The organism is Caulobacter flavus (assembly GCF_003722335.1).
GTDB classification, from domain to species: Bacteria; Pseudomonadota; Alphaproteobacteria; order Caulobacterales; family Caulobacteraceae; genus Caulobacter; species Caulobacter flavus.
Map to the genome: position 1 here is coordinate 966,020 of NZ_CP026100.1, position 15,814 is coordinate 981,833.

General features: G+C 70.1%; 8 protein-coding genes. 2 read left to right on the plus strand and 6 right to left on the minus strand.

Going from position 1 to position 15,814, the window contains the following annotated elements; genetic code table 11:
• Window positions 1-14: 14 nt before the first annotated feature.
• Together C1707_RS04640 and C1707_RS04645 are read right to left on the minus strand one after the other, a co-directional pair.
• On the minus strand, window positions 15-4,829 hold the full coding sequence (locus tag C1707_RS04640) for an NAD-glutamate dehydrogenase (RefSeq protein ID WP_101714170.1): 4,815 nt from the start codon (window positions 4,827-4,829) through the stop codon (window positions 15-17).
• A 340-nt stretch (window positions 4,830-5,169) separates the two neighbouring features.
• Entirely contained in the window at window positions 5,170-6,297 is a 1,128-nt protein-coding gene (locus tag C1707_RS04645) for an AI-2E family transporter (RefSeq protein ID WP_101714171.1), read from the minus strand.
• Window positions 6,298-6,405: 108 nt separating this feature from the next.
• Between C1707_RS04645 and C1707_RS04650 the strand changes: the two genes are divergently transcribed.
• The gene (locus tag C1707_RS04650) at window positions 6,406-7,944 is read left to right on the plus strand and encodes a helicase HerA-like domain-containing protein (protein WP_101714172.1); all 1,539 of its coding nucleotides are present in this window, start codon (window positions 6,406-6,408) and stop codon (window positions 7,942-7,944) included.
• Between the two features lie 221 nt (window positions 7,945-8,165).
• On the opposite strand, the gene C1707_RS04655 is transcribed toward C1707_RS04650, so the two are convergent.
• The 4 genes from C1707_RS04655 to C1707_RS04670 form a co-directional block, all read right to left on the minus strand.
• Window positions 8,166-10,490, minus strand: coding sequence for an ATP-binding protein (locus tag C1707_RS04655; protein WP_101714173.1), 2,325 nt, complete (start codon window positions 10,488-10,490; stop codon window positions 8,166-8,168).
• An 83-nt stretch (window positions 10,491-10,573) separates the two neighbouring features.
• Window positions 10,574-12,982: an EAL domain-containing protein gene (locus C1707_RS04660; RefSeq protein ID WP_101714174.1), complete on the minus strand. Its 2,409-nt coding sequence runs from the start codon at window positions 12,980-12,982 to the stop codon at window positions 10,574-10,576.
• A gap of 169 nt (window positions 12,983-13,151) precedes the next feature.
• Entirely contained in the window at window positions 13,152-13,775 is a 624-nt protein-coding gene (locus C1707_RS04665) for a polysaccharide biosynthesis/export family protein (protein ID WP_101714175.1), read from the minus strand.
• Window positions 13,776-13,842: 67 nt separating this feature from the next.
• A complete protein-coding gene (locus C1707_RS04670) occupies window positions 13,843-14,640 on the minus strand; it encodes a metallophosphoesterase family protein (RefSeq protein ID WP_101714176.1) in 798 nt (265 codons plus the stop codon).
• Window positions 14,641-14,897: 257 nt separating this feature from the next.
• Between C1707_RS04670 and C1707_RS04675 the strand changes: the two genes are divergently transcribed.
• Window positions 14,898-15,785, plus strand: coding sequence for a transglutaminase-like cysteine peptidase (locus tag C1707_RS04675; RefSeq protein ID WP_101714177.1), 888 nt, complete (start codon window positions 14,898-14,900; stop codon window positions 15,783-15,785).
• Window positions 15,786-15,814 lie beyond the last annotated feature (29 nt).

The following is a 15,814-nucleotide window of genomic DNA, read 5'->3' on the forward strand; positions in this document are numbered from 1 at the left end:
GGAGGGGGAGAAGATCAGCCCTGCACCGACAGCTCGCGCAGCGCCGCGTTGGCGATGGTGAGCTTGGCGAAGGTCCAGCCGCCGCCGGCCTGCTCGATGTCTTCCACCGTGCGCTTGGCGGCCTTGACGCGGTCGGCGCGCAGGGCGGCCCAGGAGGCCACCGCCGCCTTGGCCGAACCCTCGTCGTCGCCGGCCTGGGCGTTGGCCGAGAACTTCAGCACGGCCTGGGTGATGGCCGCCTGCTCGAACAGAAGGTCCTCGATCAGGCGACGGACGGCCAGGCGCTCGAAGCTGTCGCCGCCGACGAACTGGCCGGCCGCCCAGCGCAGGCGGTCGAAACCGAGGGCCGCGCCGACCTGATGATAGAGGCGGGCGACGTTCTCGACCGACCAGCTCGACGCGTTGGCCAGGTCGACGAGGTCGGCGGCCGTGGTCACCGGCTGCAGGGCCGCGACCGCTTCGGCCAGGGCCTGCGGGGCGCCGTCGGCGACATAGGCCTTGGCGCGCTTGGCCGTGGTCTTCTGCTCGAAGGCCGACAGGATGGCCGGGGTCTTGCCCTTGAGGGCCGCCACCGACGGACCGTAGGCCTCGACCAGCTGCTGGACGCTGGACTTGTCGCGGAAGGCCCGGCGAGCCAGCCAGAAGGTCAGGCTGCGCAGGGCGTAGGCCAGGGCCTTGTAGAGGGCGGTCTGGCCGTCGGCCTCGGCCTTGTTGTCCAGCGCCGAGACCTGGTCCCACAGGGCGTCGACGCCGAGGATCTCGCGGGCGGCGGCGAAGCCGACCACCAGCGCCTCGACGTCGCAGCCGGCGGCGGCCTTGAGGCGGCTGGGGAAGGTCGGGCCGCACATGTTGACCATCTGGTTGCCGACCACCGTGGCGATGATCTCGCGCTTGAGGCGGTGCTTCTGCATGGCGTCGGCGTACTTGCCGAGCGCGCCCGGGAAGTAGCCGCGCAGCGTCGCCTCGAACCAGGGATCGTCCGGCGCGCGCGAGGCGATGATGTCGTCGAACAGGTCGAGCTTGCCGTAGGCCAGCAGCACGGCCAGCTCCGGACGGGTCAGGCCCTTCTTGGCCTGGGCGCGGTCGGCCAGCGCCGAGGCCTCGGGCAGGCCCTCGACCTTGCGGTCCAGGCGGCCACGGCCTTCCAGCTCGCTCATGAAGCGGGCGTGGGCCTCCAGCTCCTCGGCGCTGTCGCTTTCCAGCAGGGTCAGCGCCAGGGTCTGGTCGTAGTTATGCTCCAGCACGTGATGGGCGACGTCGTCGGTCATCGAGGCCAGCAGCGTGTTGCGGTCCGGACGGGTCAGCTCGCCCGAGCGCTCCAGCAGGCCCGTGAGGATCTTGATGTTGACCTCGTGGTCGGAGCTGTCGACGCCGGCGCTGTTGTCGATGGCGTCGGTGTTGGAGTGACCGCCGCTTTGCGCGAACTCGATGCGGCCGGCCTGGGTGAGGCCCAGGTTCGCGCCCTCGCCCACGACCTTGACCCGCAGGTCGGCGCCGTTGACGCGGATGGCGTCGTTGGCCTTGTCGCCGGCCTCGGCGTTGGTCTCGCCCTTGGCCTTCACATAGGTGCCGATGCCGCCGAGATAGAGCAGTTCGGCGCGCGACTTGAGGATGGCCGTCATCAGCTCGGCCGGCGAGACGCTGGCGGCCTTGAGGTCGAGCATGGCCTGGACCTCGGGCGACAGCGGGATCTCCTTCTGGTTACGCGGCACGATGGCCCCGCCCTTGGAGAGCTTGCTGGCGTCATAGTCGGCCCAGGACGAGCGCGGCAGCTTGAACATGCGGTCGCGTTCGGCCCACGAGACGGCCGGATCCGGATCGGGATCGAGGAAGATGTGACGGTGGTCGAAGGCGGCCAGGAGCTTGGTCTGCTTGGACAGCAGCATGCCGTTGCCGAACACGTCGCCCGACATGTCGCCCACGCCGACCACGGTAAAGGGCTCGGCCTGGATGTCCTTGCCCAGCTCGCGGAAGTGGCGCTTGACCGCTTCCCAGGCGCCGCGGGCGGTGATGCCCATGACCTTGTGGTCGTAACCGACCGAGCCGCCCGACGCGAAGGCGTCGCCCAGCCAGAAGCCGTAAGCCTCGGCCAGACCGTTGGCGATGTCGGAGAAAGTGGCCGTGCCCTTGTCGGCGGCGACGACCAGATAGGGATCCTCGCCGTCGTGGGCGATCACGGCCGACGGGGCGATCACCTGGTTGTCGGCGTCGATGTTGTCGGTGATGTCCAGCAGGCCCGACAGGAAGGTCTTGTAGGCGCGGATGGCCTCGGCCTGCACGGCGTCGCGGTCGCCGCCGCGCGGCAGCTGCTTGGGATAGAAGCCGCCCTTCGAACCGACCGGCACGATGACGGCGTTCTTGACCTGCTGGGCCTTCACCAGGCCGAGCACTTCGGTGCGGAAGTCGTCCCGGCGGTCGCTCCAGCGCAGGCCGCCGCGAGCGACGGGACCAAAGCGCAGGTGCACGCCCTCGACGTGCGGGGCCGAGACGAAGATCTCGCGATAGGGCTTGGGCGCGGGCAGGTCGGCCAGTTCGCGCGAGGCGATCTTGAAGCTGATGTGCGGCTTGGACGCGCCGTCCTCGCCGGCCTGGTAGAAGTTGGTGCGCTGGATCGCGCCCACCAGGGCGGCGATGCGGCGCAGGACGCGGTCGGCGTCGAGGCTTTCGACCGCCTGCAGGGCCTCGGTGATCTTGTCGGCGACGGCGGCGGCCTGCTCCTTGCGGGCGGCCAGGTCGGCGGCGATGGCCGGGTCGAACTTGATCCGGAAGAGATCCAGGATCAGGCGCGCGACGCCCGGATTGTCGGCCAGGGCGGCCTCCTGCACCGCCTGCGACGGGTCCAGGCCCGTCTGCTGGCGATAGCGGGCCAGGGCGCGCACCAGGGCGGCCTCGCGCCAGTCGACGCCGAGCTCCAGCACCAGGCGGTTGAAGCCGTCGCTTTCGGCCTTGCCCGTCCAGATGGCGACGAAGGCGGCCTCGAAGGCGCTCTTCACGTCGGCGAACGACAGGTGCTCGCCTTCCTCGTCGCGCAGCACGAACTCGTGGACCCAGGTCGGGGCCTTGAGGCCGTCGATGGTCGGCTTCAGCTTGAAGCCGTCCTCGATCAGGGCCTTCAGGCCCATGTGCTCGAGGATCGGCAGCACGTCGGCCAGCGGCGCGGCCGCGCCCGGACGATACAGCTTGAAGCGGAAGGTCATGGCGTCGTCGCCGTCGCGACGGAAGGCCCGCACGCGCACGGCCTCGCCGGACTTCAGGTCGTCGACGACGGCGATGTCGGCGAGGGCCTCGGCGGCGTCGTACTGGTCGCGATAGCCGGGCGGGAAGGCGCCGGCCCAGCGCGAGAGGGTGTCGACCACCGGGCGGGTGGCGCCGCGCTCGCGCACGATGCCCTCGAAGCGGTCGTCCCAGGTGCGGGTGGTCTCGGCGATGGCCGCTTCCAGCGCCGCCAGGTCGGGCTCGGGATGGGCGCCCGGCTTGACGCCGAGGATGTAGTGCACGCGCGCCAGCGGGGCGTCGGAGAAGCTGGGATAGTAGGCCGAGACGCGGCCGTCGAAGGCCTGGCTGAGCAGGTCGCCGGCCCGCTGGCGGACGCCCGAGTCGTAGCGCTCGCGCGGGACGAACAGCAGGGCCGAGATGAAGCGGTCGAACGGGTCGCGGCGGGTGAACAGGCGCACGCGCGGACGGTCGTAAAGGTGCAGCACGCCCAGCGCCATGGAGAGCAGGTCGCCCTCCTCGATCTGGAACAGCTCGTCGCGCGGCCAGGTCTCGAGGATGTTGCGCAACCTCTTGCCATTGTGGCTGTCGGGATCCTTGCCGGCCTGCCCGAGCACATGCTCGACCTTGCGGCGGATCAGCGGCACCTCGTGGGCGGGAGTCTCGTAGGCCTCGGCGGTGAACAGGCCCACGAAGCGGACCTCGCCCGAGGGCTTGCCGTCGGCGCCGTAGCGGCGCACGCCGACGTAATCCATGTAGCCGCGGCGGTGGACGCGCGAGCGCAGGTTCGATTTCGCCACCACCAGCGGGGCGCCCAGCAGCAGGTGGTCGCGCACCTGGGGCGACAGGATCGCCGGCTCGCTTTCGCGGCGCAGGACGGTGCGGGTCTGGTCGCGCAGCACGCCCAGGCTGCCCTCGGGCTGATACAGCGGCTCCTCGGCCGCGTAGCCGCCGTCGGCGGTGCGGGGGTATTCGTAGACCCGCGCGCCGAGGAACACGAAGTGGTCGCCTTCCAGCCAGTCGAGGAAGTCCAGACCCTCGGCGCGCTCGTCGGCCGGGATGTCGACCTGGGCGCCGCGCAGCTCGTCGATCGTGCGGCGCATCAGGGCGCGCATGGCGTCGAAGTCGTCGACGGCGCGATGGGCGTCGGCCAGGGCGTCGCGGACGGCGGCCAGCAGGGCGGCTTCACGGTCCTGGCCGACGGGCTCCAGCCACACCTGGATCAGAGAGCGGCGCTGGCCGAGCAGCTCGACCATCGGGTGGAACATGGCGCGGACCGAGAAGCCGGTCTCGGCGATGGTGCCCATGATCGAATCGACGAGGAAGGGACGGTCGGGCTGGACGATCTCGAGGACGTCGCCGCCCTTGGCGGCGCGGACGCGCAGGGCCAGGGCCTCGTCGGCCGACGCCTCGGCGAAACGGTAGAGGGCCGCCAGTTCGGCGGCCACGTCGCCGGCTTCGACGCCGGGCAGTTCCTCGGCCGACCAGTCTTCGGCGGCCAGCGCCGCGAACTGGGCCTGTGCAGGGGTGAGAGCACCGCCGAGAGCCTTTTCCAGAGCCGCGCTCAGGGCGCTGGACGTCTGTTGGTTCGCCTTGCGGTCACTATCGCCGACCATGGGATTTCCTCGCGAATTTTTGGCGACAACCTAGCCCTTTCCCGTGCGCGTTCAACCGACACGCCCGAGAACCGAACAATATTTTGCCTAAACTGCTGAATTCCGAAGGAAGCGCCACCCACATTTCTATCCGGGCGCCCTGGCCGTGGATTGTTCGGAAACGCTGCTCCGGACACGGAAGCGCCGCCGGTGGGGGGAGACCGGCGGCGCAGGCCCGCCTTGGGGGGAGCGGCGGGCTGTTTCCGCGTTCGACGCGCCAGGTAAAGCAGGCCGGCGTCGCGCGGGACCGGGATTGGGGGGCTCCCGGTACCAGACCTAGATAGGAGCGCTCCCAAGAAATTTAAGCCCCTTTTTTCGAACTTGGCTTTTTTCTCGCGGACCCCTGTTTGGCGACCCCCGCCGGGCCGTGCGCGGTGGCCCGCTCGCTGGTCGGATCGCCGTCCTCGGACAGCAGGATGGCGATCCAGCGGGTGCCGTCGAACTGGGCCAGGATCAGCATCAGGGCCACGGTCAAAGGCGTGGACAGGAACATGCCGATGCCGCCCCACAGGGCGCCCCAGACGGCCAGCGACAGCAGCACGACGGTGGGGTCCATGTTGAGGCTGTCGCCCTGCATGCGCGGCAGGACGACGTTGCCCACGACGAAGAAGATCACCTGCAGCGAGCCGGCCAGGATCAGCGCCGGCAGCAGGCTGTGGGGGAACTGCACCAAAGCAAACAGCGGCGGCAGGATGCAGCCGATGGCGCCGCCGATGATCGGGATGTAGGCGGCGATGAAGATCAGGAAGGCCCAGAAGAAGGCGTTGTCGAGCCCGACCAGGGCCATCACCGCCCAGGCGGCCACGGCGATCATCAGGCCGGTGACGGTCTGGATCCAGAGGTACTGCTCCACGCCGTTGCGGATGCGCTGGAACAGGGCCACGGACTGGTCGCGCTCGGCGTGGTGCGGGAACAGGGCGACGATCTTGCGCGAGAAGCCCCGGCGCGAGGCGATGATGAAGCCCAGATAGATCAGCACCAGCACGGCGTTGGAGGCGAAGTTCTGCAGGCTGCCGGCGATCGCCCCGACATATTGCTGCGGATTGAGCTGGGCGATCAGGTCGTCCAGCGTGGGGGCGACGCGCACGCCCACCAGGCCGGCGATCTTGGCGATCACCTCGTTGAGGCGCGGGGCGTAGGCCTTGGCCTGGCCCACGAAGCCGGCGCCGTTCTCGACCACGATCCACACCGAGCCGCCGAACAGCAGCAGCGACAGCACGATGGCCGTCGGCAGGGCCAGCTTCTCGGGGAACTTGGGCACCCGCACCGTCAGCACGCGGGCGAAGCTGTCGATCATCACCGCCAGGAAGATGGCCAGGACCAGCGGCGTGAGGATGCCGCGCATGAAGTAGAGAGCAGCGCCGGCCGCCACCACCGCCAGGAAGACGACGGCGTTGCGGCTGGTGATCGAGGGTGTTGCGGTCGTCATCGACGGGATTCTCTTGGCGCGTAGGATCTGGGGACCATTGTTCAGCCCGATTGGCGGGAGACAAGCCCGAGGCTACGCTTAAAGCTCCTAGATGAAGGGAAGTTGCGCATGACCCTGGCGATTGGCGAAGGCGAGATCCTCATTGGCCTGGGCGAAGGGCCGGTGACGCAGCGGCTGGACCGCTCCAACCGCCACGGCGTGGTCGCCGGCGCGACCGGCACCGGCAAGACGGTGACGCTGCAGGTCATGGCCCAGGCCTTCGCCGACGCGGGCGTGCCGGTGTTCGCCGCCGACGTGAAGGGCGACCTGTCGGGCGTGGCCGCGCCGGGAACGCCGAACGAGAAGATGCTGGCCCGCGCCACGTCGATGGACATCACCCTGACCCCCGCCGCGCCGCCGACCATCTTCTGGGACCTGTTCGGCGAGAAGGGTCACCCGATCCGCACGACCATCTCGGAGATGGGCCCGCTGCTGCTGTCGCGGCTGCTGGAGCTGAACGACGTGCAGGAGGGGGTGCTGACCGTCACCTTCCACGTCGCCGACCAGGACGGCCTGCTGCTGCTGGACTTGAAGGATCTTCAGGCGGCGCTGAAGTACGTGGCCGACAACGCCGGCGAGATCGGCACCCAGTACGGCAACGTCTCGGCCGCCACGGTCGGGGCGATCCAGCGCAAGCTGCTGACCCTGCAGACCCAGGGCGCCGAGCACTTCTTCGGCGAACCGGCCCTGAACCTCTCCGACATCATGCGCACCGACGTGGCCGGGCGCGGCTATGTCAACGTGCTGGCGGCCGACCGCCTGATCCAGTCGCCCAAGCTCTATTCGACCTTCCTGCTGTGGCTGCTGTCGGAGCTGTTCGAGGAACTGCCCGAGGTGGGCGACCCGGAGAAGCCCAAGCTGGTGTTCTTCTTCGACGAGGCGCACCTGCTGTTCAACGACGCGCCCAAGCCCTTGCTTGAGAAGATCGAGCAGGTGGTTCGCCTGATCCGCTCCAAGGGCGTGGGCATCTATTTCGTCACCCAGAACCCGGCCGACATTCCCGACGCCGTGCTGGGCCAGCTGGGCGCGCGCGTGCAGCACGCCCTGCGCGCCTACACGCCCGCCGACCAGAAGGGGCTGAAGGCCGCCGCCCAGTCGTTCCGGGTGAACCCCGCCTTCGACACCGCCGAGACCATCCAGGCCCTGGGCGTGGGCGAGGCCCTGGTCTCGGTGCTCGACGCCAAGGGCGCGCCCTGCGTGGTGCAGAAGACCCTGATCCGCCCGCCGGCCTCGCGCCTGGGCCCGCTGACGCCTGAGGAACGCGCCGCCGCCATCGCCAAGAGCCCGGTGGCCGGCCTCTACGACACCGCCCAGGACCGCGCCTCGGCCTACGAGACGCTGCAGGGCCGCGCCGCCCAGGCCCAGAAGGACGCGGCCGCCGCCGCATCCGCCGCCGAGGCCGAACGCCAGCGCGCCGCCGAGGAGAAGGTGCGCGAGCGCGAACGGGCCCGCGAGGAACGCGAAGACGCCCGCGCCTCGCGGCCGCGCGCCTCCAGCCGCCAGGGCATGGCCGAGACCTTCGCCAAGTCGCTGCTGCGCACCGTGGCCAGCCAGGCCGGGCGCGAGATCATGCGCGGGCTGCTGGGGGGGCTGAGCAGACGGCGGTAGGAACCTCCCCTCTGGAGAGATGGTGGCGCGCACGTCCCCCCCTTCCTCCCGTCATTCCCGCCCTTGTGGCGGGAAACCCTGGGTCAGCCTGCACGGGACGCGCAAGCGGCGCGCACGGCGCGCCGCCCCCTCCGCACCTGCGGCGGAAAGAGGGGTTCCCGCCACAAGGGCGGGAATGACGGGATGGGTTGAAACGCCGCAGCCCCGCTTCGCGGGAAAGTCTATGGCCGCCCCCGCACCGCCTCGGCCAGCGCCCGGTGCAGTTGCTCGATCCGGAAAGGCTTGCGCAGCACGGGCCAGGGCAGGTCTTCGAGGGCGGCGGCCAGGCGGTCGCCGGCGTAGCCGGTGGTCAGCAGGACGGCGGTGTCCGGCGTGCGCTCCGAGACGATGCGGCCCAGCTCCACGCCGCTGACGCCTCCGGGCATCACCAGGTCCGACAGCAGCACGTCGAAGGCCGGCTCGGCGTCGAGGCGGGCCAGGGCGGCGCGGCCATGCTCGGCGGTGACCACCACGCAGCCCAGTTCCGACAGCGCCCCTTCGGTGATGGCCCGGACGCTGGCGTCGTCCTCGACCAGCAGCACCCGCACGCCGGAGAGGTCCGCGATCGGCTCGTCCTGCGCCCGCTCGGCGACGATCCCGTCGTCGGCGGCTGCCGGCAGGTGCAGGCTGACCGTCGTGCCCTGATCTTCCTGGCTGTCGATGGTCACGGCCCCGCCGCACTGGCGCACAAAGCCGTAGACCTGGGCCAGGCCCAGGCCAGTGCCCTTGCCGACCTCCTTGGTGGTGAAGAACGGCTCGAACACCCGGCCCAGCACCTCGGGCGACATGCCGTGGCCGGTGTCGGACACCGCCACGCGCACATAGTTGCCGGCGGGAGCCTCGCCCGCCTGCCCGGCCGCCAGCCGCTCGGCCGAGACCTCGACGGTGATGGTTCCGTGGTCGGGCGTGGCGTCGACGGCGTTGACGACCAGGTTGAGCAGGGCCGCCTCGAACTGGGCGGCGTCGACGCGGCTTGAGCCGGCGTCGCGATCGGCGCGGACCACCAGGCTCTTGGCGTCGCCGACGGCCCGGCGGACCAGGGGCTCGACCTGCAGGATAAGGCCTGCGATGTCGACGACCTCGAGCTTCAGCTCCTGGCTGCGCGAGAAGGCCAGCAGCTGGCGGGTCAGGCGCTCGCCGCGCTGGCCCGCGGCCAGGGCCGCCTCGCCCAGGCGCTTCACCCGGGCCACGTCGTCGGGGCGCTTGAGGATCATGTCGAGCCCGCCGACCATCACGGTCAGCAGGTTGTTGAAGTCGTGGGCCACCCCGCCGGTCAGCCTGCCCACCGTCTCCAGCCGCTGGGACTGGGCCAGGGCGGCCTCGGTCTTGGCGCGCTCGGCGATGCTGGCCTCGAGGGCGGCGGTGCGCTCGACGACGCGAGCCTCCAGTTCCAGGGTCGTCTCGACCACCTCGGTGTTGTCGAAGCAGCTGCCGATATAGCCTTGGAACTGGCCGTAGGCGTCGTGGCGCGGGGCGCCGGCGCTGCTGATCCAGCGCCAGGCGCCGTCGGCGCGGCGCAGGCGGAAGGCGGCGCGGAACGAGCGGCGCTGCGCCATGGCGGCTGCCGCCTCCGCCTCGGCGGCGACCAAGTCGTCGGGATGGACGCCCGCGGCCCAGCCACGTCCCAGCTCCTCGTCCATGCCCCGGCCGGTGAACTTCAGCCAAGCGTCGTTGAACCAGATGCAGGCCCCGTCGGCGTCGGAGATCCAGATCATCACCGGGGCGGCGTTGGCCACGCCCCGGAACTGCTCCTCGCTGGTGCGCAGGGCGGCGGCGGCCTGCCGCTCGCGCGTCACGTCGCGAAAGGTCACCGCCAGGCCCTCGGTGATGCGCACGCCGCTGGAACGCACCCAGTGCTCCTCGCCGTCGATCACCCGCCGCACCTCCAGGTCGTCGGGACCGCCCTCGTCGAGCAGGCGGCTCAGGCGCTCGATCATCTGCTGGCCGGTCTCGTCGCGGAACACGTCGCGCACCCGCCGGCCGATCAGGGTGGACACCCCGCGCGGCCGCATCGCCTGGGCGGCGGGGTTGGCGTAGGTCCAGCGGAAGTCGGCGACCTGGCCGCCGCGCCGCAGGGGTTCGAGGATCACGAAGGCGTCGAGCGAGGCGTCCTGGGCGATGCGAAACCGCTCCTCGGCGGCCAGGCCGCTGCGCACGGCCAGCCGCAGGGCGGCGACGAACAGCACGATCAGGGCGCCGCTCAGCGCGAAGGTCGCCAGCTGGGCGGCCTGGGCGGTATCCAGCGGGCCGCTCATCCACAGCAGCCGCACCAGCAGCGCGCTGGCCAGCACCGAGGCCAGGCCCGCCCACAGCCCGCCGACCAGGGCGGCCAGCATGACGGCGACGAAGAACGGCGGGAAGTTGCTGGGATGGTCGGTCAGGCTGGCCGCGCCGATACGGGCGGCGACGGCAAGGCCCACGGCCACGCCGGCCAGGCAGAACCTGAGGATCGGGCGGTCGACCGACGACGCGAACCGGATCGTCGCCCGACTGAGAAACTGGCCCATTACGCTAGCCCCGCGTCACCAAACGCACCCCCGCCGGCGACGCCTTGCTAACGCGGGCGCACGGCAGAGGTTCCCGCGCGCGGTCAGGCTGCGCCGCGGGCTTCGGTCTCGAGCTGGGCCGCCGCGGCGGCGCGGGCCAGGGTCCAGGCCGACAGGCTGTCGATCGGACCCGGCCGGCCGATGGCGTAGCCCTGCAGCTCGGCGCAGGACTCGCCGCGCAGGAAGTCGATCTGCTCCTGGGTCTCGACGCCCTCGGCCACGACCGGGATCTCCAGGCTGCGGCCCAGGCCCAGCACGGCGCGCACGATGACGGTGGCGCGGTCGTGACGGTGGATGTTCTCGACGAAGCTCTTGTCGATCTTGATCTTGTCGAACGGGAACGACTGCAGGGTCGACAGCGACGAGAAGCCGGTGCCGAAGTCGTCCATGGCGATGCGCACGCCCAGGGCCTTCAGGCGGCGCAGGTTGTCGAGCGCGCGCTGGTAGTCCTTGAACAGGGCGCTTTCGGTGATCTCCAGCTCCAGGCGCGAGGGCGACAGGCCCGTGGCGATCAGCACCTCGTGCACCAGGGTGGGCAGGTTGGGCTGGTTCAGCTGCAGCGGCGACAGGTTGACGGCGATGCGCAGCGGGCGGTCCCAGCTGGCGGCGTCGGCGCAGGCGCGGCGCAGGACCCATTCGCCCAGCTGGGTGATCAGGCCGTTCTCCTCGGCCACGGGGATGAACTCCAGCGGCGGGACCATGCCGCGCACCGGGTGCTTCCAGCGGACCAGGGCCTCGAAGCCGCAGACCTCGCCGTCGGCGGCGCGGGCCAGCGGCTGGTAGAACACCACCAGTTCCTCGTCGGTGATCGCCTGGCGCAGCTCGCGCGCCAGGGTGCGGCGTTCACGGATGGTCTCGTCCATCTCGCGCTTGAAGAAGCGATAGACGCCGCGGCCGCTTTCCTTGGCGCGATAGAGCGCCATGTCGGCGTTGGCCAGCAGGGCCTCGGCGGTGCGGCCGTCGTCGGGGAACAGCGAGACGCCAAGGCTGGCGCCCATGGCCAGGTCCTGACCTTCGTAGACGGCCGGCGTCGACAGCTGTTCCAGCACGCGGCCGGCCAGTTCGGCGGCGGCGGCGGGCTGATCGCCGGCGGCGATCTGCACCAGGATGAATTCGTCGCCGCCCAGGCGCGCGGCGAAGGACGGGGCGGTGACCGAGTCCTGCAGGCGGCGCGCGGCCTCGACCAGCAGGGCGTCGCCCGCCAGGTGGCCGTGCAGGTCGTTGGCTTCCTTGAAGTGGTCCAGATCGATGCAGATCAGCGACAGGGTCTCGCCGGAAGCCTCGACGCGCTCCAGGGCCGCGGCCAGGCGGGCCTGCAGCGAGTTGCGGTTCGGCAGGCCTGTGAGGCCGTCGTGTTCGGCCAGGTAGCGGATCTTCTCCTCGGCCGAGCGCCGCTCGCGCAGGTCGCGGATGGCCAGAACGGTCAGGCCCGAGGTCTCGGTGCGGGCGCCGTCGTCCATCAGCCGCGAGAACACCTCGACCGGGATGGCGCGGCCGCCGGCGACGGGCTGGAGCAGGCCTTCGCGACGCACGCCCTCGCGGGCGGCTTCCTTGCCGTCGAAGGTCAGCATGGCATTGTAGAGCGGCTTGCCGACCAGTTCGCCCAGCGGGGCGCCGGCCAGTTCGGCGAAGGCGGCGTTGGCGTCGTTGATGCGGCCGTCCTGGACCACGACGATGCCTTCGTAGGCGGCGTTGGCCAGGCGGCGGATGCGGTCGAGCGCCGAGCGGCTGGTCGACGACTCGATGGTCACCGCGCCTAGGCCGCCCAGGATGATCAGGCCGGTGATGGCGGTGACCGCCAGGGTCAGCATGGCGCCCGACAGCAGTTGCTCGGGCACGACGACGTTGATGTCGGGCTGGATGGTGACCGCGCCCATGCCGGTGAAGTGCAGGCCGCAGACGCCCAGCGTCAGCACCGTGCCGCCGATCAGTTGCTTGGTCAGCGAGCGGGCGCGGCCGGCGATGACCAGGGCGACGGCCGAGAACGAGACGCCGATGATGACCGAGGCGGCGACGGTGGCCTGCTCCCAGAGCACGTAGCCCTGGGTCACGAAGGCCGACATGCCGGTGTAGTGCATCGCGCCGATGCCCAGGCCCAGCAGCAGGCCGCCGGCGCAGTCGTTGGTGCGGGTGCGCTCGGCCGAGGCCACGGCGAAGCCGGCGGCCATGAACAGCACGGCGATCATCAGCGACAGCAGGGTGCCGGCCGGGCTGTAGCCGGTCTTCAGACCGGGGTCGTAGGCGACCATGGCGATGAAGTGGGTGGCCCAGACGCCCGAGCCGGCGACAAGGCCGGTCAGCAGCAGCCAGGCGCCGCGGACCAGGCCGCGCGCGCCGCGCAGGCGTGAGAAGAGCCGGAACGCCGTGAAACAGGCGGCGAAGCAGACGAGGCCAGCGACAAGCACGAGCCTGAAGTCATGCTGCCCCGTCAGGCAGGTCAGAACCTTCAGCAAAGGCGTTCCCCCAGAATGGTACGGCGCCACTCTGTGCGGAAAGATACAAAAAAATGGTTTCTATTGCGCGGCCAGGTAGTCACAGGCGCGGCCCATCGCCGCACTTCGTGGTGAATCAGGCCTTAAGACATCGAAAGCCTGAAACAGCGCCGCGCCTGCTTTTGAATTCCTAGAAGAAGCGCTCGCCGATACGGACTGTGTCGCCAGGCGCGACCTGGGTCGACGGCGTCAGGCTCATCTTGGTCTCTTTCTCTTCGCCGAGACGCTTGATGTAGACCTTGTTCTTGTCGGCCCGGTAGGTGTAGCCGCCGGCGGTGGCCACCGCGTTCTGCACCGTCAGGCCCGAGGTGTAGGGATAGGTGCCCGGCTTGCTGACCTCGCCCAGTATGTAGAACGGGCGGAAGTTCAGCACTTCGGCGCTGACGCGCGGCTGCTTGAGATAGCCGTTGCGCAGGGCGGTCTCGACCGTCTCCTGGAACTGACGGACGCTGAGGCCGGCGGCCTTGACCTCGCCCAGCAGCGGCAGCGACACCAGGCCCGAGCCGGTGACATAGAACTCGCCCGACAGGGTGGGCTCGCCAAAGACGGTGACGCGGACCTTGTCGCCCGAACCGAGCTGGTAGTCGGGGTCGGCGGGGGTGGCGGGAGCCGCCGTGGAAGGCGCGGCCTGTTGCGGCGCAGCAGCGGCGGGAGGGGCCGCCGGCGCAGGATCCTGGGCATGGGCGATCGGCGCCGTCGCGCCGAGGGCCAGGCAGATCGAAGCCGCCCGAATAAAGCGTCGAACGGTAATCATTCTCGTCACGTCTCTCGGCTGCATCCCTCTCAGGTCTCATCGCATGGAGGCCCGGGCCTCACAAGCTTCACACCGGAACAGGACGTCGTTTTCGCGCCTGCAGCATGGCCGGCGCGCCCTCGCCCACGCGGACTGCGGTCAGAACGCCCGTCGCATAGGCTCCGGTGTCGACATTGATCCGGTCACGGCCCAGGAAAGGCTCCTCGTCGGGCGTGTGGCCGTGCACCACGACCATGCCCAGGCCGTGCGGCTGGTGCAGGAAATCGCCACGGATCCACAGCAGGTCCTGCGGGTCCTGCTCGGCCAGCGAACGGCCCGGCCGCACGCCGGCGTGGACGAACAGATAGTCGCCGTAGGCCGCGGTCAGCTCCAGCTGCCGCAGGAAGGTCAGGTGGCGCAGGGGCAGGTTGCGCTGGAACTGCTCCTGAGCCGCGCGCCAGGCCTCGGGGTCGCGCCCCACGGGCCGCGCCACGCCATACGAAGCCAGGGTCTCGCCGCCGCCGAACTCGGCCCAGACCGGACCGCCCTCGGGGTTGTCGAGAAACTGCAGCAGGGTCTGCTCGTGATTGCCCATCAGGGCCCGGACCTCGAAGCCGGACGACCCGCCCGAGGCGGCCTTCAGGGCGGCGATGCGGTCGATCACCCCGGCCGAGTCCGGACCGCGATCCACGTAGTCGCCGACGAACACGATGACTGGCCGGTCCTGCCGGCCCAGGGCGGCGAAGTCGGCCGCCACCACGTCGAGCAGCTGGTCGAGCAGGTCGAGACGGCCGTGAACGTCGCCGACGCCGTAAACCACTCGGCCGTCGGCGGAGGCCGCCTCGGACTTGGATCGGGACTTGGGACGCAGGAAGCCGAAGACCATGGACCTGATGACGATGGAGGAGGACGAAACGGGTCGATCGCCAAAATGCCTTACGTGCAAGGCCCCTTCAACCGTCACCGCGCGCATTTACGATAAATAAACCGAAATTCTCGATAGCAATTTAACCTTGAATATTCATTGGCGATTACCAATAACATCAAATAAACCAGATTGATTAGACGTTAAAACACCAAGCATTTTGACCTCGAATTCAATGGATATCCCGATGATGAGCTCACGAACTTCGCGAGCCCGTCATGAAGATCACCGCCTTTCTCGGAACCGCCGCCGCCAGCCTGGGGCTGATGGCCGCCGCCGGCCCTGCCCTCGCCGCGCCGGCGCCGGCGTTCATGCCGCTGGGCGCGCCCGCGGCCGCCCCGCCCGGGTTCACCGACCTGTGCCAGCGCGATCTGGAAAGCTGCGGCGCGGCCCAGCACGAGATCGCCGCCCTCACCGGCCAATTGACCGGCCCGGCGCCGCAGCCGGGCCTGGCCACCTCGTCGACCTCGACCGCCTGGTCGGGCGGTCGACGCCTGACCTTCGCCGCCCAGGCAATCGCTCTCGAAACCGAGATCGCGGCCGAGGACGAGGTCGCGGCCCTGACGGTGGAGACCCTCCAGCCTCTGCGCCTGGACGCCGACTTCGCCCTGGTCTCGCCGGTACAGGCCCTGGCCGCGGCGCTGTCGCCGACGCCGTTCGCCGCTCCGGCCCGCCCGGCAATCAACCTGGCCTCGGCCCCGGGCGAACCGCCGCGCCTGTCCCGCGACCAGATGAAGCTGCTCAACGACGTCAATCGCCGGGTCAACCGCGAGGTCCAGAAGGCCGAAGACTTCGATCTCTACGGCATGATCGAGTATTGGAGCCTGCCGCGCGTGATCGACGGCAAGATGTACGGCGATTGCGAGGATTACGCCCTGGAGAAGCGCCGCCGGCTGATCGAGGCCGGCGTTCCGGCCGCCGCCCTGTCGATGGCCGTGGCGGTCACCGCGCGCGGCGAGAGCCACGCGGTGCTGGTGGTGGCCATGGAACAGGGCGACTGGGTGCTCGACAACCTGACCCCCTGGGCCACGCCGTGGAGCGAGCTGAACTATCGCTGGATCGAGCGCCAGGCGCCCGGCTCGGCCGCCTGGGTGACGATCGGCTGATCCCGAGACGTCGGATCAAAGACAAAGGC